The 19921-nt window shown below is 38.0% G+C and carries 17 protein-coding genes and 1 pseudogene; 11 read left to right on the plus strand and 7 right to left on the minus strand.

Annotated elements, in window-relative coordinates; genetic code table 11:
* Positions 1-6 precede the first annotated feature (6 nt).
* From ACFQRG_RS00115 to ACFQRG_RS00130, 4 genes are all read right to left on the minus strand, one after another.
* Positions 7-1518 carry a class I adenylate-forming enzyme family protein gene (locus ACFQRG_RS00115; RefSeq protein ID WP_380962372.1) on the minus strand — a complete coding sequence of 504 codons (1512 nt, stop codon included), beginning with the start codon at positions 1516-1518 and terminating at the stop codon, positions 7-9.
* 340 nt (positions 1519-1858) lie between these two features.
* Entirely contained in the window at positions 1859-2185 is a 327-nt protein-coding gene (locus tag ACFQRG_RS00120; protein ID WP_380962374.1) for a GNAT family N-acetyltransferase, read from the minus strand.
* Positions 2186-2235: 50 nt separating this feature from the next.
* On the minus strand, positions 2236-2613 hold the full coding sequence (locus ACFQRG_RS00125) for a thioredoxin family protein (RefSeq protein WP_380962732.1): 378 nt from the start codon (positions 2611-2613) through the stop codon (positions 2236-2238).
* 31 nt (positions 2614-2644) lie between these two features.
* Complete coding sequence (locus tag ACFQRG_RS00130) at positions 2645-5788, minus strand: efflux RND transporter permease subunit (protein ID WP_380962376.1); 3144 nt, start codon at positions 5786-5788, stop codon at positions 2645-2647.
* Positions 5789-5932: 144 nt separating this feature from the next.
* On the opposite strand from ACFQRG_RS00130, the gene ACFQRG_RS00135 reads away from it, so the two are divergent.
* Together ACFQRG_RS00135 and ACFQRG_RS00140 are read left to right on the plus strand one after the other, a co-directional pair.
* Positions 5933-6487 (plus strand): PadR family transcriptional regulator, encoded by a 555-nt coding sequence (locus tag ACFQRG_RS00135; RefSeq protein WP_380962379.1) that lies wholly within the window; start codon positions 5933-5935, stop codon positions 6485-6487.
* Positions 6477-6800, plus strand: a complete 324-nt coding sequence (locus ACFQRG_RS00140) for an iron-sulfur cluster biosynthesis family protein (protein ID WP_380962382.1) — start codon at positions 6477-6479, stop codon at positions 6798-6800. The genes ACFQRG_RS00135 and ACFQRG_RS00140 overlap by 11 nt, the downstream gene beginning before the upstream one ends.
* Before the next feature lie 40 nt (positions 6801-6840).
* Here ACFQRG_RS00140 and ACFQRG_RS00145 read toward each other — a convergent pair whose 3' ends face one another.
* Together ACFQRG_RS00145 and ACFQRG_RS00150 are read right to left on the minus strand one after the other, a co-directional pair.
* Positions 6841-7761 carry a hydroxymethylglutaryl-CoA lyase gene (locus ACFQRG_RS00145; protein WP_380962385.1) on the minus strand — a complete coding sequence of 307 codons (921 nt, stop codon included), beginning with the start codon at positions 7759-7761 and terminating at the stop codon, positions 6841-6843.
* Between the two features lie 250 nt (positions 7762-8011).
* Positions 8012-8422 (minus strand): MerR family transcriptional regulator, encoded by a 411-nt coding sequence (locus tag ACFQRG_RS00150; RefSeq protein WP_380962388.1) that lies wholly within the window; start codon positions 8420-8422, stop codon positions 8012-8014.
* Positions 8423-8764: 342 nt separating this feature from the next.
* Here ACFQRG_RS00150 and ACFQRG_RS00155 point away from each other — a divergent pair, with 342 nt between their 5' ends.
* From ACFQRG_RS00155 to ACFQRG_RS00190, 8 genes and pseudogenes are all read left to right on the plus strand, one after another.
* Positions 8765-9805 (plus strand): NAD(P)-dependent alcohol dehydrogenase, encoded by a 1041-nt coding sequence (locus ACFQRG_RS00155; protein ID WP_380962391.1) that lies wholly within the window; start codon positions 8765-8767, stop codon positions 9803-9805.
* Between the two features lie 222 nt (positions 9806-10027).
* Positions 10028-11698, plus strand: a complete 1671-nt coding sequence (locus tag ACFQRG_RS00160; protein WP_380962394.1) for an IS200/IS605 family accessory protein TnpB-related protein — start codon at positions 10028-10030, stop codon at positions 11696-11698.
* Positions 11699-11998: 300 nt separating this feature from the next.
* A pseudogene (locus ACFQRG_RS00165) lies at positions 11999-12166 on the plus strand (ring-cleaving dioxygenase); the annotation flags it as partial.
* Between the two features lie 706 nt (positions 12167-12872).
* Positions 12873-14048 (plus strand): saccharopine dehydrogenase family protein, encoded by a 1176-nt coding sequence (locus tag ACFQRG_RS00170; RefSeq protein WP_380962396.1) that lies wholly within the window; start codon positions 12873-12875, stop codon positions 14046-14048.
* Positions 14049-14286: 238 nt separating this feature from the next.
* The gene (locus tag ACFQRG_RS00175; RefSeq protein WP_380962734.1) at positions 14287-15771 is read left to right on the plus strand and encodes an amino acid permease; all 1485 of its coding nucleotides are present in this window, start codon (positions 14287-14289) and stop codon (positions 15769-15771) included.
* Positions 15772-15893: 122 nt separating this feature from the next.
* On the plus strand, positions 15894-17294 hold the full coding sequence (locus ACFQRG_RS00180; RefSeq protein WP_380962399.1) for a sigma-54 interaction domain-containing protein: 1401 nt from the start codon (positions 15894-15896) through the stop codon (positions 17292-17294).
* A gap of 70 nt (positions 17295-17364) precedes the next feature.
* Positions 17365-18039 carry a hypothetical protein gene (locus ACFQRG_RS00185; RefSeq protein WP_380962402.1) on the plus strand — a complete coding sequence of 225 codons (675 nt, stop codon included), beginning with the start codon at positions 17365-17367 and terminating at the stop codon, positions 18037-18039.
* Between the two features lie 205 nt (positions 18040-18244).
* Positions 18245-18583 carry a VOC family protein gene (locus ACFQRG_RS00190; RefSeq protein WP_380962404.1) on the plus strand — a complete coding sequence of 113 codons (339 nt, stop codon included), beginning with the start codon at positions 18245-18247 and terminating at the stop codon, positions 18581-18583.
* An 86-nt stretch (positions 18584-18669) separates the two neighbouring features.
* Here ACFQRG_RS00190 and ACFQRG_RS00195 read toward each other — a convergent pair whose 3' ends face one another.
* Positions 18670-19155 (minus strand): peptidoglycan-binding domain-containing protein, encoded by a 486-nt coding sequence (locus ACFQRG_RS00195; RefSeq protein ID WP_380962406.1) that lies wholly within the window; start codon positions 19153-19155, stop codon positions 18670-18672.
* Between the two features lie 194 nt (positions 19156-19349).
* On the opposite strand from ACFQRG_RS00195, the gene ACFQRG_RS00200 reads away from it, so the two are divergent.
* Positions 19350-19820, plus strand: a complete 471-nt coding sequence (locus ACFQRG_RS00200; RefSeq protein WP_380962409.1) for a DUF4188 domain-containing protein — start codon at positions 19350-19352, stop codon at positions 19818-19820.
* Positions 19821-19921 lie beyond the last annotated feature (101 nt).

A 19921-nucleotide genomic window follows, 5' to 3' on the forward strand; every position in this document is an offset into this window, starting at 1 on the left:
AAATTATTATTGAGTTTGTAAGGCTAATTCTTTTAATTGTCGTTTTAGTATTTTTCCCAAGCTGTTTTTAGGAAGTTCATTGATAAATTCAATTTCAGGAATTTTATAATCGGCGAGTTTTTCTTTACAGTGGTTTATAATTTCTCCTTCAGAAAGATGACTTCCTGATTCTTTTACGATATATGCCCGCGGGATTTCACCCCAAAATTCATCGGGGATACCGACAACCGCAACCTCCAAGACACCATCGATTTCATGGATGACTTTTTCTACTTCGCCGGAATATATATTTTCACCGCCATAGACAATAACATCTTTATATCGGTCCATAATATATAAGAATCCATCTTTATCAAATTTACCGGCATCGCCCATGTAGAACCAGCCGTTTTTAAGGACCTCTTTCGTTGCTTCCGGATCTCTCCAATAGCCTTTAAAAACATAAGGGCTCTTAACAACAATTTCTCCGACTTCTCCTGTTGAAAGTTCCTTATGGCTGTCTGGATCAACAATTTTAACTTCAACATTTTTAATCGGTTTTCCAACGGAATTTATTTTATCGTAACCCATATCAGGATGCCATGCACTGACTGCCCAACCTTCTGTACTGCCGTAACCTTGCGATAAACAAATGCCGTATTCAGCATATTGTCTAATTAAGCTTTCTGGAACCTTTGTCCCGCCGCATTGAGCCATTTTAAATGATTTAACGTCTCTGTTACTATTTTTTAATTCCTCAAGCATATAGGTATATGTTGAAGGGAAGCCCATCATCATATTAATATTCTCTTTTTCAATTGTATCCCAGATTGATGCAGGGTCAGAATCGGATAGGCAAACCATCGTGATCCCGTTATATATACCATTTAAAATATTTAAGACTGAACTCATATGGTAAAAAGGATGAACGCCAAGAAAACGCAGTCCTGGCTCAACTTTCCTTATGCTGCCAATATCCGTGAACCACGCATAAAGATTTTGATGGGTAATCACACAACCTTTAGAATTACCGGTTGTTCCAGAAGTAAACAAAATGATAGCAGGATCTTGACCCTCAATTGTCTGTTCAGGTTCATCACCGGATTGTCCGGCAAATAATTCATTAAAAGTTGGGACAGTGTCTATTCCAGAACCTGTTAAAATCATGAAAGGAATCATTTGTTTTTTAACAACTAATGAGAGAGATTCCGTATATTCTTCATCATAAAATAAAACTTTAGGTTGGCATTTTTCAATAACACCTTCCATTTCATAGGCAGTCATCTGTCTATTTAAAGGGACGGCAATAGCACCGATTTTGATGGCAGCCATCATAATAATAGGGAAGGGATAGTTATTTTTACATAGGATAGCCACGCGATCTCCTTTTTGAACGTCTTTTTCCAATAAATAATGGGCCAGTTGGTTGACACGCTCATTGAATTCTTTAAAAGTAAATCGTTTGTTGCCGCCAATTAAACCTTCTATATGAGGTGTACTGTCAGCACAGTTTTTTAAAAAAGCTTGAATAGTTCCCATCAATTGTCACTCCAATAAATTAAGTAGTATTATTTTTGCTGGATAATTAGCTAATTATTAGTTTTTAATAAATGTTATTCAGCGGTGAAAAGCAAAAGTAAATAGTTTACACTAGTAAACTATTCTGCCTATATTATTTTGCTACTCTAATTAGAGGAATTCAATTAAAAAGGGTTATCTTTAAAGAAATGTAAAATTACAGTTTTTTTATTTAAAATCCACTTTTCGGAAAATACGAGCTATTAAAAGGGGAGTAAAAAATCTTAATTGAAGGAGAAAGTAGCCGGCTCTATCAATAGGAAAATACGACTGTCCAAACAAGTTGTTACAATCAATTATCTTATTTTTTTCTAAGTACATCATGATACTGTTCATTTTGATTAAATTGATTTTTAACAAAAGGACATGCAGGAATAACCTTTTTATTTTCCTCTCTGGCAAACGCCACAAGTCCTTTAACTAAGTTTTCTCCAAATCCTTTACCATGGTATTCGTCAGCAATGAAAATATAATTAACGCTGATAGAATTGTCATCAATTGGCTTAAATGTAACGAATCCCACTATTTCCCCTTGCTCTTCAATGTAAAGTTTATTTTTACCCTTTTTAATGTTTACCATCATCTGTTCTCCTTTAAACAAGCGATGAAATACAAAAGGACTGTCCATAAGTCAGTTAATCTAATTTATGGCCAGTCCATGAATGCATATATTTAATTTTACTTTTCTGCGCTGTCAAGAAACTCGCGTACAGATTCTGGTGTTTTAGCATTTGCACTGTGAAGATGGGCAATTTTTTCCCCGTTTTGGAAAACGAGCAAGCTTGGGATCCCCATAACTTCATATTTATCAGCAAGCTCAGGGAGCTGATCCCTATTGACTTCATACCACTCGAACTTATAGTCTTTGATGATGTCGTCTATAAACATGTTAAGGCGCTTACAATCAGGGCACCAATCAGCTTCGAATTTGACAACAACAGGCTCGCTGCTTTTGATTGTTTGATCGAAGGATTCATTAGTTTCTATAGGTTTCATATTTTTCAACTTCCTTTCAAGAAATCTTTGATTATCATTAGCATACCAAAAAGTAACGATATATAATATTTTTTTGCTTTAAACATCCTCTTTAGTCTCTTAATTCTTTTTTGACTGTTTTTCTAAAAAATAACTCATACAGCACAGGCAGTAAAATGAGTGTTAAAAGGGTAGATGTTGTCAATCCGCCGATAACAACAACAGCAAGCCCTTTTGAAATTAATGTCCCCTCAGATGTAGAAAATGCAAGCGGGATCAGGGCAGTGATCGTTGCAAACGCGGTCATTAAAATCGGCCGCAGACGGGTTTGGCCAGCTTCAAGAACGGCTTCACGAACCGTCATGCCTTTTTGATCTCTGTTTTGACCAATCCGGTCAATAAAGACAATGGCGTTGGTGGTGACGATGCCGATAAGCATGAGTACACCAATCATTACGCTGATCGAAAGCGGCTCTCCCGTTATTAACAGACCGAGAATAGCACCAAAAGGGACAAAAACGAGTGAACTTAAGACAATAAATGGCGTCCGGGCTTTGCCAAAAGTAATTAGCATAGTGAGATAGACAAGACCGATAGCAATCAGCATTGCAATGATAAGATCTTTAAAGGCTTTCGTTGTATCATCGCTGCCGCCGCCTGTTTTAAAGGTGACATTATGCGGCAAGTCAACATGTTTTTTCACACCTTGGGTCACATTAGCCGTTGCTTTGGCTATGTTATCGCCTGTGATTTCGGCAGATACGCGAGCGTATACTTTACCATCGAGCTTTTGGATGGCGGTTAGTGCTTGAGTTTGTTTGACATCTGCAATTTTAGATAGCGGTATAGTTCCTTTTTGTGTAAAAATTGGTGTGTCTTTAATCTGATTTTCAGAATGAATATCTTTATCGTATGATAGTTTAATTGAATCTGAGCCTTTTAATGAAACATCATCAATCGTTACAGGCTGTGTTTGGTCGTTAATAGTTCCTAAGATCATTGCGCTGGAAACACCGTACTCCGAAGCTTTTTTAGGATCTATTTGAACAACCCATTCCGTCTGTTTTTTAGTTAAATTGTTTTTTACAGATTTTAGGTCATTTTGCTTTTTCATGTAGTTTTCTACATTGGAAGACGCTTTTTCCAGGGCGCTCATATCGTTTGAGTAGAGATCTATATTGACATTATTATTAGACGGTCCAGTTTGAGAAGACATATCTTGAACATTTATTTCTGATCCGGGTGCTTTGTCTTTTGTCATTTTATTGATTTCTTTGGTAAGCGAGTTTACTTCATTTTCAACGTTGACATTCTTCTTTAAAGTAATGAAGTAGTTAATAACGTTATCGCTTTTAACACCTGTTTGGTAATCCCGGCTGCCAATTTCAGCAGATATATCTTTAATTGTTTTTTTATGTTTTAGATATTTCTCAATGTCCAATGAGACATCATTCGTTTTATTCAAGGATGTTGCGGCGGGAAGATTAATCGTCGCTACAGCCGTTTTTTGTTCATCATTTGGTAAAAAGGTAAAGCCAAGACTTGGTACAGCTATAAATGAGCAAATAAGCAATAATAGTAAAATCGTTAAAACAATAATCTTATGATTAAGCGCCTTTTTGACCAGCCATAGATAAGCCCTGCGGACGGGCCTTAGCCAATCCCATCTTTCTTCTTTTTGACCTTCCTTTTTAAAAGAAAGCTTTGCAAATATCGGTACAATCGTTACAGCAACAAGTAACGAAGCAAGCAGTGAAAATACGATTGTCAGGGCGAAAGGTAAGAAAAATTTACCTGTTATACCGCCGACAAACCCAAGCGGTAAGAATACAACAATCGTTGTAATGGTTGATGATGTGATCGCCCGCAATATTTCTTTGGTAGATTGGCGGATTAGTTCATTAGACGGCTTTTTTCCTCCGCTATTTTTAATCCTCCGGTAAATATTTTCGATTACGACAATACTGTCATCAACAACCCGGCCGACAGCAACCGCCATGCCTCCTAACGTCATGACATTTAAGGTAATGTCCATACTTTTTAAGAAAATAGAGGAGACGAGTAATGACAGCGGAATCGAGATAATAGCTATAATTGTTGCTCGAATATTTTTTAAGAAAATCAGGACTGCAATCGAAGCAAAAATAGCGCCAAGCAACCCTTCACGAACAAGACTTTTAACGGATGCTTTAATACCTTCTGCTTGGCCAAACCCTACAGCGTAATTGACTTGATCGTTATATTTATGTAAGACATCCATAACTTTGTTTGAAACATCAACTGTGTTTGCAGATTGCTGTTTCGAAACTGCAATTGAAATCGCCGGTTTTAGATTGTAACGGGTATATTCTGTCTGATCTTTTATTTCTTTTATTTTAGCAATGTTGCCAAGCTTAACAGCTGGAGCTTGTATGCCTTGCGAACTGCCTTGCGGCGCCGTACCTTGCAAGCTGCCTTTAATTTGTGCACCGCTTTTTGCTGACGGCTGGCCTTGCGAGCTTGGTTGAGCTTGCGTACTGCCGCCTCCGGGTTGTATTTGCAAATTTTTAAGCGCTTTGACGTCTTTTAGTTTTTCATCGACTTTTACAGGAATTTCGGCATTGTTTTTCGTGATGGTTCCAGCCGGTGAAGAAACAAATTTATCTTTAATTGCGTTCTCAATTGTGTTCAGAGATATCCCTGCTTGCCGGGCCTTATCTTTATCAACAATAACATTCAAGTAATGCTCTTTATCTCCTCCGGCGGAAACACTGCTTACCCCGGGAATTCTCTCCAAATCGGGAACGATATCATCATTAACAATTTTATTAATGTTTGCGTCTCCCTTTGCAAATAAGGAGATACTGTATATCGGTAAGGAACCGAAGGAAAACTGATTAACATCAGTTGAAGCATTATCCGGCAAATGGGCGCTGTCAATGAGTTTATTGACTTCCCGTTCCATTTTATCCATGTCAGTATTAAAAGGGAATGTTAAATTGATAATACCTGTATTTTCATAACTGGAACTTTGCATTGTTTTTAAATGATTTAAGCCCTTGAATTTATCTTCAAGAGGTGAAATGACCTTGTCATCGACGTCCGTTGGAGATGCTCCAGGATAAGTCGCTTGAATGGATAGCTGCGGAAAAGTGGCATCAGGCAGCAGATCCATCTTTAAAGATGAAAAGGAATACACGCCGCCGATAAGAAGCAAGACAGCAATCAATACAATTGCAACAGGATTTTTCAGACTAAAACGTGTGAGAGCATTCATTGACACTATCCTTTCTATGAGATATGGCACATAGGTCAAGTATAGCGAAAGTTATAAAAATTACAATAGGGCAGCTGACATTAAGCAAGTATTTTAATATGTTAAAATAGCCTTAAGAAATGGTTGGTCAGGATAGGTGATGTTATGTCGTTGCGATACGCTTTACTTGGATTATTAATGAAACATGATGCTACAGGCTACGAACTAATGCAAGAGTTTAAAGAAAAAATCATATATTTTTGGCATGCCCACCATACACAGATTTACCGGGAATTGAGCAAGATGGAGAATGAAGGGCTTGTCAAAAGCCGGGTTGTCCATCAAGCGGATCATCCTGATAAGAAAATTTACCATATTCAGCAAGCCGGTAAAGACGTTGTCTATGATTGGTTAAATGAACAGGCAGCTGAACCTGCAAAATTAAAAGACTTCCGGCTGCTTAAAGTTGCTTTATTTGATTTTATTGAAACAGAACGTGCGATAGATTTTTTAAAAAGCTGTCAGGAGCGGCACAAAAATGCTTTAGATATTATGCAAAATATTCAAAAGGAGAAAATAGGCGAAATAACAAATGAAAAAGAAAATTTAGGTGAATATCTTACATCAGAATTCGGTATTCGTTATATGAAATTGTGGATCGATTGGTGTAACTGGGCAATAGATACATTGAAAAGAAGGGGAATGGGTCATGAACATTAAATTTACAAACAAAGCTAAAGAGAAAATTAGAGAAAAATTAGGAGAAAATGATGATGAGCAGTTAAAACTGGTTTACGATACAATAGGGTGCGGATGTGTCAACGATGGTGTAATATATCTCGCTGCTGTTCACCACGCGGAGCCCGATGATATCGAAATCAAGACCAACGATAAAACCGTTTATATTGAAGCGCAATTTCAAATCTATTATGAAGAAGATATGACCATCGACTATTCTGAGACCTATCAATGTTTTCAGTTAAAAAGTCCAAATCAAATCATAAACCCGCGAATGAAATTTGTAAAAAGTTAGTTGCTTTGCACCTGTTATAAAAGGCTGACGGGAAAATTCGTCAGCCTTTTGTTGTTGGTGTTAAATGATTATTTTTTTGAAGCTGATAGAGTTTACTGTCAAAAGTACGGGTCATATACGGTGCCACAATGTCGACGGCTTTTATGACTTTCTCTATATCTACGCCGGTCTCAATACCCATGCCATGAAGCATGTAAAGAACGTCTTCAGTTGCTACGTTGCCGCTTGCGCCTGGGGCAAACGGACATCCGCCCAAACCGCCTGCAGAACTGTCAAACCGATCAACGCCGGCTTCAAGGCTGGCGTAAATGTTGGCAAGTGCCGTCCCGCGAGTATTATGAAAATGACCGGTTAACATGATTCCCTTTGGCAGATTTGATTTTAGGCTATTTAATAAATCATAAACTTCCTTAGGTGTCGCCATTCCTACCGTATCAGCCACGCTTAATTCATCAACCCCATAATTTGCAAAGGTTTCAGAAAGCTTTATGACTTCTTCTGCAGCCACTTTTCCTTCATAAGGGCAGTAAAAGGCAGTAGAAATACAAGCACGGACAAACTTACCGTTTTGTTTTAAGTCGGATATCAATGGTTTCAGTTCTTCTAAACTTTCATTTGTTGTTTTATTAATATTTTTCTTGTTAAAAGTATTGCTGGCACCCACGAATACAGCAATTTCGTTCGCACCGGATTGATAAAATCGTTCAATGCCTTTTTGATTTGGTGCAAGAACGAAGTTGCGAGTTTGATCTAAACACTGTTCAATAACTTCATCAGCGTCTTTCATTTGCGGCACCCATTTTGGCGACACAAAAGATGTCAGCTCCATTTCCGGCAAATTCGCCTGTTTAAGCGCTTTTATAAATTGAACTTTTGTTTCGGTCGGAATCATATTTTTTTCATTCTGCAATCCATCACGCGGACCTACTTCAATGATAGTCACTTTATCAGGTAAAGACATATCAAATCCTCCCTTTTCAAAATGTTCTAATTTAATTGTAACCATCTATGGATAAATGAACAATACAATTGTCTGTATTTTTTAAAAAAAGGGGTCCAGAGTTAAAATTGCGAATTTTGCACACTAAGCCAATCTAAACATAAAAAGTCGAATTCCTAAGAAAATACTCGTATAGCACTAAATTCATTTATAATGAAACCCAAATATTAAAAAGTCCAATTTCCCCAGTATTAAAATCGGCTGGCATCTATTAATTAGTAATCTTTATTTTATTGTTTTTATGAATATCTTCCGTACCTGCTTCTAAAGCAGTCTTGTAATATGAACATTTATGTTCGATGAGTGCCATTGTTTTTTTAAATTCTTCCATTTGCGCTTCTACACTAGCTTTTCTTTCCATAAACATGTCATATCTTTGCTGCAACGTGGCATCACCTTCAGAACACCAATCAATGAATTTTTTTATTTCTTTTATAGGCATCCCAGTGGATTTCAGACATTCAATTATTTTTAAAGCTTCGATATCAGATTCTTTAAACAAGCGTGTTCCGCTGGCTGTCCGTTCTACATAAGGGATAAGTCCCTCTTTGTCATAGTAACGCAATGTATATACTGTAAGATTCAATTCTTTTGCAACTTCGCTGATAGAATATGTTTTCATTATAGATCTCCCTTTAATAAAATGTAGACCTCGAGTTAACTCTAATATTATGAGAAATTTTATCACGGTATTTTCTGCATGTCAAAGTCACCTTAAAAGAAGGTAAAACCGGCTCGGTGTAATAATTTACTAGTGACTAGATTGATAAATAATATGTATAGCACGGGAGGTCTCAAAAAATATAGTATATCACTTGACCTAGAGTTAACTCTAGGGAATAAAATTGTATTGCAAGAGAAAAAAGCAGGGATGGAAATGAATAATGGGAAATTTAACCTGAGTGATTCATTTACCTGTTGCAGGCACATTCTCTTGAAAGTATAAATTATGGGAGGCTTCTTTATGATTACTGCTAAAGCACGGGCTGTCGACGGTCCAGACAAACCGTTTCGCGCAGCTGAAATAAAACGGCGCGATCTTGATTTACATGATGTACTAATTGAAATTAAATATGCGGGCATATGCCATTCAGACATCCATACGGCACGCGGAGAATGGGGCCCGGTGAACTATCCGCTCGTACCTGGACACGAGATCGCGGGGATTGTCACGGCTGTTGGACCTAATGTAACAAAATACAAGGTTGGTGACCGGGTAGGAGTCGGATGTATGGTTGACTCCTGCGGCGAATGTGAGAATTGCCGTAAAGGAGAAGAACAATACTGTCTCAAAGGAAATATCCAAACCTACGCTGGTGTTGACAAATACGGCGAACCTACTCAAGGAGGCTATTCTACTCACATTGTCGTACAGGAAGATTTCGTACTCAGGATTCCTGATAACATAGAGCTTGATGTCGCAGCACCATTACTTTGCGCAGGTATTACGACATATTCACCATTAAACCATTGGGGAGCGGGTCCTGGCAAGAAAGTAGCTGTTGTAGGTATGGGCGGTCTTGGTCATATGGCTGTCCAAATTGCACATGCCATGGGTGCCGAGGTCACCGTTCTGTCACAAACATTGAAGAAAAGGGAAGATGGCTTGAAATTAGGTGCAGACAACTACTATGCCACAAGCGATCCAGAAACTTTCGAGAAACTTGCCGGAACCTTTGACCTCATTATTAATACGGTAAGTGCAAAGATTGACCTCAATGCTTATTTAGGGCTAGTTACTCTTGATGGCACTGTGGTAAACGTTGGTGCTCCTGCAGAACCGTTGTCACTAAACGTAATGAATTTAATCGGTCATCGCCGTTCATTTGCAGGTTCCATGATCGGCGGCATCCGTGAGACTCAGGAAATGTTGGATTTCTGTGCAGAACACAACATCGTTCCTAAAATTGAAGTCATCTCAGCTGATCAAATTGACGAAGCTTACGAACGCGTATTAGCTTCTGATGTGAAGTATCGATTCGTGATTGACACAAGCACAATTTGATGGCATAAATGATAAGTTCTAATGATAATATCGAGGGTGTCCAAAAGGTTCAATTTTTGGGACACCCTTTATCATTTATCCGAGAAGACCCCCTCCTCAAGCTTTGCTAGGTGGGGGATGAATCGGATGCTTTTGGGCTCTGGCATTTCGTACTTGCCTTTGTTTTCTGTATCATCTATAATAATGCTAAGGTATAGAACGTATGTTCCGTTGGGGGCAAAAATGAAAAAGGCTTATTTTTCGAGAAGAATCTATAAAAACGAGCTGTCTTGCTATCTCATTCATGAATTAAATGGTGTGCTACAAACTTTCAACCAGGCCAAGCGTTATGCATTCCATACTTTGGTCCGGGAGAAACGTTGGGGCCGTCAATTAAATAAAGAAAGTCTACATCAAGTGTTAAAGAAAAAGTTTGGCCTAAATGATTACTATGCCAATAGTGCCCGTCAAGAGGCTGCGGCTCTCTTCACGGCTTTAGCAGAGTTACAAAAATTATATACCAAACAAACGGATGAAAAAATAAAAGATCTAAAGAAAAAATTAAAAAAAGAACGTACAAAACTAACAAAATATCTTAAAGTCAAGGACAGTTTAATCAAAGGAAAACTTCACCTGCCTAAAAACAGCCCTTTTTTAAAGATAAACAACATGATCGCCCTTCCTTTGAAAAATGAAACCCGGATTTGGTTAAATGATTATTTGTTTGAACACCAGTATCTTGATGTTCAAATTAAACGTACAAAGTCGCGGATCGGGCGGTTAGTCTTTCGTCTCTACCGTCTGGAAGAAAAGAAACAAACATATAAAACTCACATACCCAGTTGCGTATTTGGCGGTAAAAAGTTGTTTAAGTCACAATTTACCAAAGAAGAATATCAACAAAACCATGAAAAATGGCAAGAAGTCTTTCAACATGCACGGACGAAACAAATGATGATTTCCGGCCGGAAGGATGCCAAATCTGGAAATTTTGTTTTCCAGTACAATATAGAGAATCAGGCATTGCATTTCACCTCAATTAGAGGTAAAGCTTTTACTATCCCGTTCGTTTTGTTCCCGTATGGACAAGAGATTGTCAACAACGTGATTTTAACCCAACAAACCTGTAAAAACAAAAAAGCCGATGGCCAACCGATCTCTTGGTCAATTGAGGATCACAAAGACTACTATATTATCAAATGTTTGGCAGAGGTTACACCTAACCCATATGTTAATTTCAGTACTTCTGATGGCGTTATAGGCGTTGATTGTAATGTTGACCACTTTGCCTGGGCCGACCTCACAAATGATGGCAACTACCTTGAAAGCGGAAAATTAAAATTTTCTATCGAAGGTAAAACAAGCGGTCAAATAACGAAAATCATAGAAGCCAAAGCCATCGATTTAGTTGATATAGCCGTTCAAAAAAACAAGCCCATTGTTCTCGAAATCCTTGATACAACACTTTCGAAAACGGGTAATAGATATGCCAATAAGAAAGCGAACCGTTTAAAGAGTCTATTTGCCTATAAAAAGATGATCATTGCGGTTACGAGCCGTGCAGAAAAAATGGGCATCGATGTGATTCATGTTAATCCGAAATATACGTCTGTCGCCGGAAAACTGAAATATATGCGCAAATTTGGTATATCTATTCATCAAGCCGCCGCATTCACTATAGGAAGGCGCGGTCTCGGATACAACGATAAACCACCAAAGATCCTTCATCAATATATTGTTCGTCATAATATTCATCATTGGCGTCTTTGGCACACGTTAAACAAAAAGCTAAACGTTCGAACTCATCTTTTTTACACACTTTTTAATGTCAATACCCCACATCAAAGTATTAACCTGCATGATCATCATCTCACAGAAAATGAACGCAAAAAATTATTTAAATCATTAGCTTAATATCAACTTATGATTAAATAAAATCAAAGCACCATTGTACCAGTCTTTTACTCTAGTCACCGGAGCAGATGGCTATTCTAGGAGCTGGGCGCATTATAATGAGTGCTGTATGAAACCTCTATGCTTATTTGAAGATGGTGAACCTTCTTGTGCTTGCTTAGACAGGGGACACAAGTTGGTCATTCGCAAGGAATACGTCGGAAAATAGGTATGGTTGTACCCTCTTGTTGAACGGAGGGGGTTCTAGGTTTCTTTAACTAGAATCTCCCACCTCAAGCTAGGCTAGGTGGGAGTTGTTCAATTGAGTTTGCAACCGATGGTCCCGGTTTTATGGGAGATGAACCTTATGAAACACTAGGAGAAAAATTATCTTTACCCCCATTCCTAGAGCCTAAACGTGCAGAAATAGAAAAATTAGTTCGCCCAATTGATACAGTAAGAAGTACAAAGGAATTCTTCAAAGAATAAAGTTATCATGGACGAAGCTAGCCCCTTACTCGTAACATCGTAGGTTAACTCGGTTTCAATTGATACTGAGTAAGAACCAAATCAGAGCTACATTACGAAAGGAGCTAGCTATTATTAATCATCACACAAAATATGTTGGTTTAGACGTATCAGAGGAAAAAATTGCTGTCGCTATTGCTGAAGAAGGACGCAAGGATCCCAGATACCCCTATAATGGGACCCGAAAGTCGAAAGCGTTTCCGCACCCTAGTAGAAGGGTTTAAAAGAAAAGGTTCCTGTTAGAAGGCAATATCATTTCCAACGGGATTTATCCCTGTCTGATGTAAATGTTTAAAAAAGAATCAGCCTTACCTCACTATTCAACGGAATAAAAAAATAAAGCCGGCAAAAAGGCGATACTCCATTAAGTTCATCCATTATAACTTAAAGACCTTTTATAATTAACTTCTGTAAAGAAATATATGCAAGATTCTTCTCGATAAGTGATTAATATATCCTTTAAATTAGTTTTGGCATTCTTATAATAAGGTTTATTTAATTGAATGCTATTCTATCTTTATTTGATGTTATTACGCATCAACATTTGATGCTCAATGCCATCTCGATTCTCGAATTATTTGAAAATGCCGCAATAAGAACACCCTCTGTTTGGCACATGTCTTGCATATTAAAGGTTGAAAAGATTTTAGCAAGGGAGGCTTATATAATGAAAGAAGTTGTTGTGATAGGTGCGGCAGGAAATATCGGTCAAGTGATTGTTAAGGATTTGGTTGAAAGCGGTGCAGAGGTTATAGCGGCAGACTTGAATGAAAAAAAGCTTCAAGAATTGGAGAAATGGGCAGGAAAAAACATTGCGATTACTCCTTTGGACATCAAGGACCAAGCTAAAGTGAAAGAAGTTATAAAACAAGGAAAAGTCTGTGTTAATGCATCCAACTATATGTTTAATATAGATGTTATGCGTGCCGCTGCAGCGGTTGGCGTAAACATGCTGGATTTAGGCGGTTTGTATACGATGACGAAAGACCAATTAGCGCTTGATGCTTCATTCAAAGAAGCGGGAATTCTTGCATTAATAGGTATGGGTTCCGACCCGGGGGTTTCTAATATTTGCTCTCGGTACGGCGTAGACATGCTTGATTCGGCTGAAGAAATTCATATTCGCTACGGTTCTACAACAACAGGCTTAACCTTCTCTTTTGCTATTGATACGATTATTGATGAAGCGATAAAAAATGCGCTCGTTGTTAGAGATGGAGAATTATGTGAAATCCCAGCGTTATCTGGTGAAGAATTTACGCAATTCCATGATAAATTAGGTGTTCAAAAAACGTACTCTATCCTGCATTCGGAACTCGGATCTCTTCCTCAAAGTTTCCCGCAAGTGAAGGAAATCACTTATAAAGATACTTGGGATGAAACAACTATAGAAAAGTTAAAATCATTAAACAGTCTAGGTCTATTAAGAAATCAACCGGTCGAATCCTCAGGAGAAAAAATTATCCCGCGCCGCCAAATCATTTCATTGCTGCAGCAAACATTGCAAGAAGAACCGGAGTGGGGAATAGATGAGCTATTAGTAGAAATCAAAGGAAAAAAAGGAGAAAAGCAATCCTCTGTAAAATTTGAAATATTAACAGGACAGCAAGATGATTGGGGAGTGACTGCTCTTGCTTATGCAACAGGCGTTCCTGCATCCATCGCTGCACAAATGCTGTTAAAAGGCGAAATAGAAGGGGAGGGAGTTCTGCCGCCTGAACAATGTGTCAATCCGAAAAAATTTCTCTCATATCTCTCTCAAAAAAATGTTGAATTATACATGACATGCAGTGAAACTGAAAATATTAAAAAGCATCATTTGCAGGAGGAAAAGATATTTTAGGTCGAATAATCATAAAAGAAATATTTTGAAGGTTCCGGATTTTATTCATCCTTCTAAGGTGTGGTTGGAAAACCTTAATTTAAGCGCCGCCGCACCTTGACCTCTTTTTTCCAAAGAGGCTTCGTGACTTTACGATTAATTTGTCTCGATAATATAGTCCAATTGGAGGAATAAACAAGTGAACAGTGATAATAAAACTGATGTGATTCTTTCAGACAAGGACAGCTTTTCAGGAATAATGAGTAATGCGCCATCGCCTTCATCCCATAACTATTCGAACCATTTAAATCGTGCGCTTAAAGCCCGCCATCTTAATATGATTGCCATTGGCGGATGTATTGGCACGGGGATATTTCTAGCCAGCGGTGCAACGATTAACTCTGCCGGCCCGGGCGGTGCCTTAGTCGCGTATATTGCTATTAGTGTTATGGTATATTTTCTAATGACCAGCTTGGGAGAAATGGCTACTTTTCTTCCAATCACCGGTTCTTTTAACACCTATGCCTCACGTTTTGTTGATCCAGCCTTTGGTTTTGCGCTTGGTTGGAATTATTGGTATAACTGGGCCGTTACCATTGCGGTAGAAGTCACGGCAGGTTCTTTGCTTATGAAATTTTGGTTCCCCCACAGTTCTTCATTGTTATGGAGCGTACTCTTCCTATTAATTATGTTCGGACTAAACTATCTTTCCGTTAAAGGTTACGGAGAAGGTGAATATTGGTTTTCTATTATTAAAGTGGTTTGTGTGATTGTTTTTATTATTGTAGGTGCGGCTCTTATTTTCGGAATATTAAGTGAAAGGCCGATCGGCTTTAAAAACTTTACCATTGGCGACGCCCCTTTTCACGGCGGATTTTTGAGCATTATCAGCGTATTTATGATTGCCGGCTTTTCATTTCAAGGGACTGAATTGGTCGGCATTGCCGCCGGAGAAAGTGAAAATCCGAGTAAGACTATCCCGAAAGCCACCCGGCAAGTTTTTTGGAGATTGCTTATTTTCTTCGTTCTTACTATATTAATTATCGGGCTGATCATTCCTTATACCGATGGTAGATTGATTAAGTCCAACTTTCAAGATGTCGGGGTAAGCCCTTTCGTTATTGTGTTTGAAAAGGCGGGACTAGCCTTCGCCGCATCTATCATGAATGCAGTTATTCTAACTTCAGTGATTTCCGCAGGCAATTCAGGTATGTACGCTTGTACCCGAACATTATGGAGCCTGGCGAAAGAGGGGAAGGCACCGAAATTTTTAATGGCTGTGAATAAACGCGGGATTCCAATCTATGCCCTCATTGTTACTGCACTTGTAGGGATGTTGGCCTTTTTGTCTTCATTATTCGGTGAAGGCACTGTCTATATATGGCTGCTTAACGCCAGCAGCATGGCCGGTTTTATCTCCTGGGTTGGTATTGCTGTCAGCCATTATCGTTTTCGTAAAGCGTTTGTCGCACAAGGCAATGATATCAACGCTTTACCGTACAAAGCGAAGCTGTTCCCTTTTGGACCAATTTTTGCATTTATTCTTTGTATCATTGTTATTCTGGGTCAAAACTATAATGCTTTTCTTGGCGGCAGTATTGATTGGCACGCCATCATTGTCTCATATATCGGTCTTCCTTTCTTTTTATTACTTTGGAATGTTTATAAGCTAGTGAAGAGAACAAAAATTGTTCCACTAAAAGCTTGTGATTTTAGCATGGAAGACGAACAGTTAAATAAATAGATGATGGGAAAATCTCGAGAGCTAATTTCGGGGTTTTTTCTTTTTTGGAAGGGCGTTAATAGCCGATGTCGAAATAGATTAAAAGATTGATTAAAACAATCCTAAAATGATAGGTGAATAAAATGAATATAGATGAGATAAACAGTGTCATTGATTTAGCGATTGACAAGGGACTGCACAACCTTGTTTCTAAAGATAAATGGCTGGTTCAAGAATGGCAAACCTTGTTTCATGAATTTTTTCAAGAAATTTTAGTGACGGATGAAAAAGGATTCGTGATTTGGGCAACGTCTGAAGATGATCAGCAGCATATTGGTAGAAATGTTTTTGATTTGGAAAAGTCAAGAGCGTTTTATCCATGTATATCTGCAAAGGTACTAAGATCGGGACAAAGAGAGAAAGGCTTACAATACACGCAATCAGGCGGTGTTTTTATGATCGATTCTATCCCTATAAAAAATGATAAAGGAGACATTGTCCGGGTTGTTTCAATCACTAAAGATGCATCCGAAATCAATGAAGTGAGCGATAAAATAACGGAGTTAAAAAATTTAATGGATAACTATCGCAGGGAAGTCATTCAAATCCAGCAAGAAAAGCTGGAGAAACAGCCATTTGTTTATAAAAATAAAAAAATGGACAATATCAATGAACTTATAAAATCCGTCGCGTCTGTTGACGCTTCTGTTCTAATCCTTGGAGAGACAGGTGTTGGAAAGCAAGTAGTCGCAAATCAAATTCATATGCTAAGCAATAGAAGCGATCAACTGTTTATAACAGTTAATTGCGGGGCAATTCCTGAAAGCTTACTTGAATCGGAGCTATTTGGCTATGAAGAAGGTGCTTTTTCTGGAGCAAGAAAAGGCGGGAAGCTGGGCATTTTTGAATTGGCTCATAAGGGGACTGTATTTTTGGATGAAATCGGAGAAATCCCGCTTCACTTGCAAGTCAAACTGTTGCACGTACTGCAAGATAAAATGATCATGAAAGTCGGAGGGACCCGTGAGAAAAAAGTAGACGTCCGGATTATTTCTGCCACAAACCGGGATTTAAAAAAAATGATTAAAGATAATAATTTTCGTGAGGATTTATACTACCGGATTAATACGATTCCTATTCATATTCCGCCGCTTCGGGAAAGGAAAGAAGATATATATGTCTTTATCCATCATTTCCTGCGGACATTTAACAAACAGTATTTAAAAAATGCAGAAATTGGCCAGAAACAATTAGAACAATTATTAAAATATTCATGGCCAGGAAACGTCAGAGAACTGGAAAATGTGATAGAACGCTTTGTCGTTACAGGACAGCTTGATGCATTGGATCAAGAATTTTTATCTGTTTATGAATATGACCGTTTAGAAGATAAACTTCCGAATCTAATGGAATATATAGCTGAGAACGAAAAAAGGCTTCTTATAAAAGCAATGAAGCAATGTAAAACAACAAGAGAAATGGCAAAATGTTTGGGTGTCAATCAATCAACTATTGTCAGGAAAATGCAGAAGTACAATTTGTAACCTATTTTTTCAAGTAAAAAAGTATGGGTTACTTCAATCTTAAGAGATCAGATATTAAAGGAGGAAGAAGGTGAATACACATATAGAACAGGCTGTTAAGAACAATATTATTTGGTGCGGTATTGTAAGCGAATCACATGGTATTCCCTACTATTGTAATGGAGGTGTGTGGGGCCTGCTTTCTGAAGCGCCTCCTTTATGTCCAGATATTATAACAGCAGGTATGGATGTAACTGATCAAGAAGTGGCTGATTTTATCGGGGATAGAAATATTTCGACGATTAAGGACAGCTTTGCGAATCTTGACATGGCATCTATTGGTTTTAAGGTTCTTTTTAATGCAGTGTGGATTTATCATCCGCCTGTTTCGGTTTCGGAATCTGCCAAATTGGGATGGCGTGTTATTACAAAAAAAGAAGACTTGACTAAATGGACTTATGCACATGATTCAGAAAAAGTAATTAAATATAATCTCTTAGATCGAGACGATGTAAAAATTTTCATAAAAGAGAAGGAGGACGAAATATCGGGATTTATAGCCAATTTAGGAGCCGGTGTTATTGGGATATCCAACGCATTTTCAATGGAATATACAAATGAAGCCCTGTGGAAAGATATAGTACAAGCAGTTTCTACTGAGTTTCAGAACTTACCTATTGTGGGGTATGAACAGGGGAACAGCCTAAAAGCAGCACTTTCATGCGGATGGGAGTCATTAGGTCCACTTCGAATATGGATAAGGTGAATAGGAAAAGAGTAACTTAGCATCTTTCAGCCTAACACTTCTTTAGAACCGCCCCATTTGCATTTAGTTTCGTTTTTATATTTCAAGTATTTGAGAAACACTTTAAGACAATTGATATTAAAAAATTTGATTTCATTTGTCTTTCTAGTATTAATATAATTAAAGCAGAACTTTTGTTAAGCTAAATTAAAGAAAGGGTGTAAGAATGAAGGTTAAACACCTCAATTTAACGGTTACTGATGTTCCAGCTTCTCGAGAATTTTTGGAAACTTATTTTGGTATGACGTGCAAAAGCAGTAAGGGAGATGGCTTTGCAGTCATGCTTGATGACGACGGTTTCGTGCTGACACTAATGAAGGGAAGAGAGGTCCATTATCCGAAAACATTCCATATTGGATTCCCGCAAGAAAATAAAGAACAGGTGAACAAAATCAACCAACGTTTGATAGAGGATGGATTTGATGTAAAACCACCTCAACAATTACACGGTTATACCTTTTATGTCAACGCGCCTGGAGGATTTCGAGTGGAAGTGCTCTGTTAGCTAATGGGGCAGCTTTTTATAATAGATAAATGAATAACCGGTTTTCATTACATGCGTGTAATGAAAACCGGTTATAAGTAAGTGACTTAATGCGGGTATAACCTGTATTTATCACTTTGTGTATCACCGTTGCCATAAACAGTTGCTGTAGACGGGGAGCGATCCGATGTGTTGTCATATTTCCATTGTATCCTTAGTCCCATATACCCGCCTGCGCCATAGGTTGATGAATTCTTTTTCTCAATATATTGAGAAAAACTTTTCCATGTTTTAGGTCCTACGATACCGTCAGCAGTAAGACCGTGCGCTTTTTGGTATGTTTTTACAGCTTGGGCTGTTTTAGGTCCATAAATACCGTCCACATCGACAATGCCCGTTTCCGTGTAAAAAGACATGACATTTAGGATGTATTGCATATTCTTTACTTCTGTTCCAGATTTCCCTTGATAAAGTGTGGAGTTTTCATTCCAGTGCTCCGGATGATGGAAGCCGGCAGCAGAAGCCATTGAAGATGTTGCAAACAGAAAAGCAAAACTCAAAGCGAGAATCGATATCGGCCATTTTTTCTTCAATATTTTCCCTCCTCCTTTATTGTTCTAATTTTAAATGAATTGCCATTATTATAAAATGAGTCATTTGGGTTGTTTTTAATTTTTCTTCTGAGTCTAAATGCCTACTTATGTGAAGCTATTGAACTTCCCCGCTTAGCAAAGCTTGAGCAGGTGGGCTTCTCGGTTACATCAAAAAATTTGCGAGGAGAATCAATATGGGAAAAACCATTTATCCCGGCCGTTTTATGGCTGATCCTGGGAATGAAGTTGTTGTATTTATCATAGGGATGCGAATTAATAAATGGTGGTCAGTACATAATTGGCTGCCGGTATTTAAAGCGATGCCTCCTATGATCCGTGAGTTATATATGAATAAGGATCTTGGCTTTCTTTCAGTAGAAACATCTGTTAATTTACGTACGATTACAATGGTCCAATATTGGCGGTCATTCGAGGATTTAAAAGCATATGCAAAAGGTCCAAAGCATTTAACAGCCTGGGGAAATTTTTATAAAAAAGTCGGAAAGACAAATGCGGTTGGCATTTATCATGAAACGTATATTGTCCAAGCTGGAAATTATGAATCGATATATGGGAATATGCCAGAGTTTGGTCTGGCTAAAGCTATAGGACACATGCCGGTTTCACACCGGACTGAGACTGCTGAAAAACGTATTAAGACATGAAAATAACTTAATTGATAATTAATAATTATCGCATATTATAAAATATCATTAGTTTTAATTATTGATATTATAGGGTATAGTTTTTTACAAAAGGAGGGATT

It is taken from the genome of Scopulibacillus cellulosilyticus, assembly GCF_042665295.1.
GTDB classification, from domain to species: domain Bacteria; phylum Bacillota; class Bacilli; order Bacillales; family Sporolactobacillaceae; genus Scopulibacillus_A; species Scopulibacillus_A cellulosilyticus.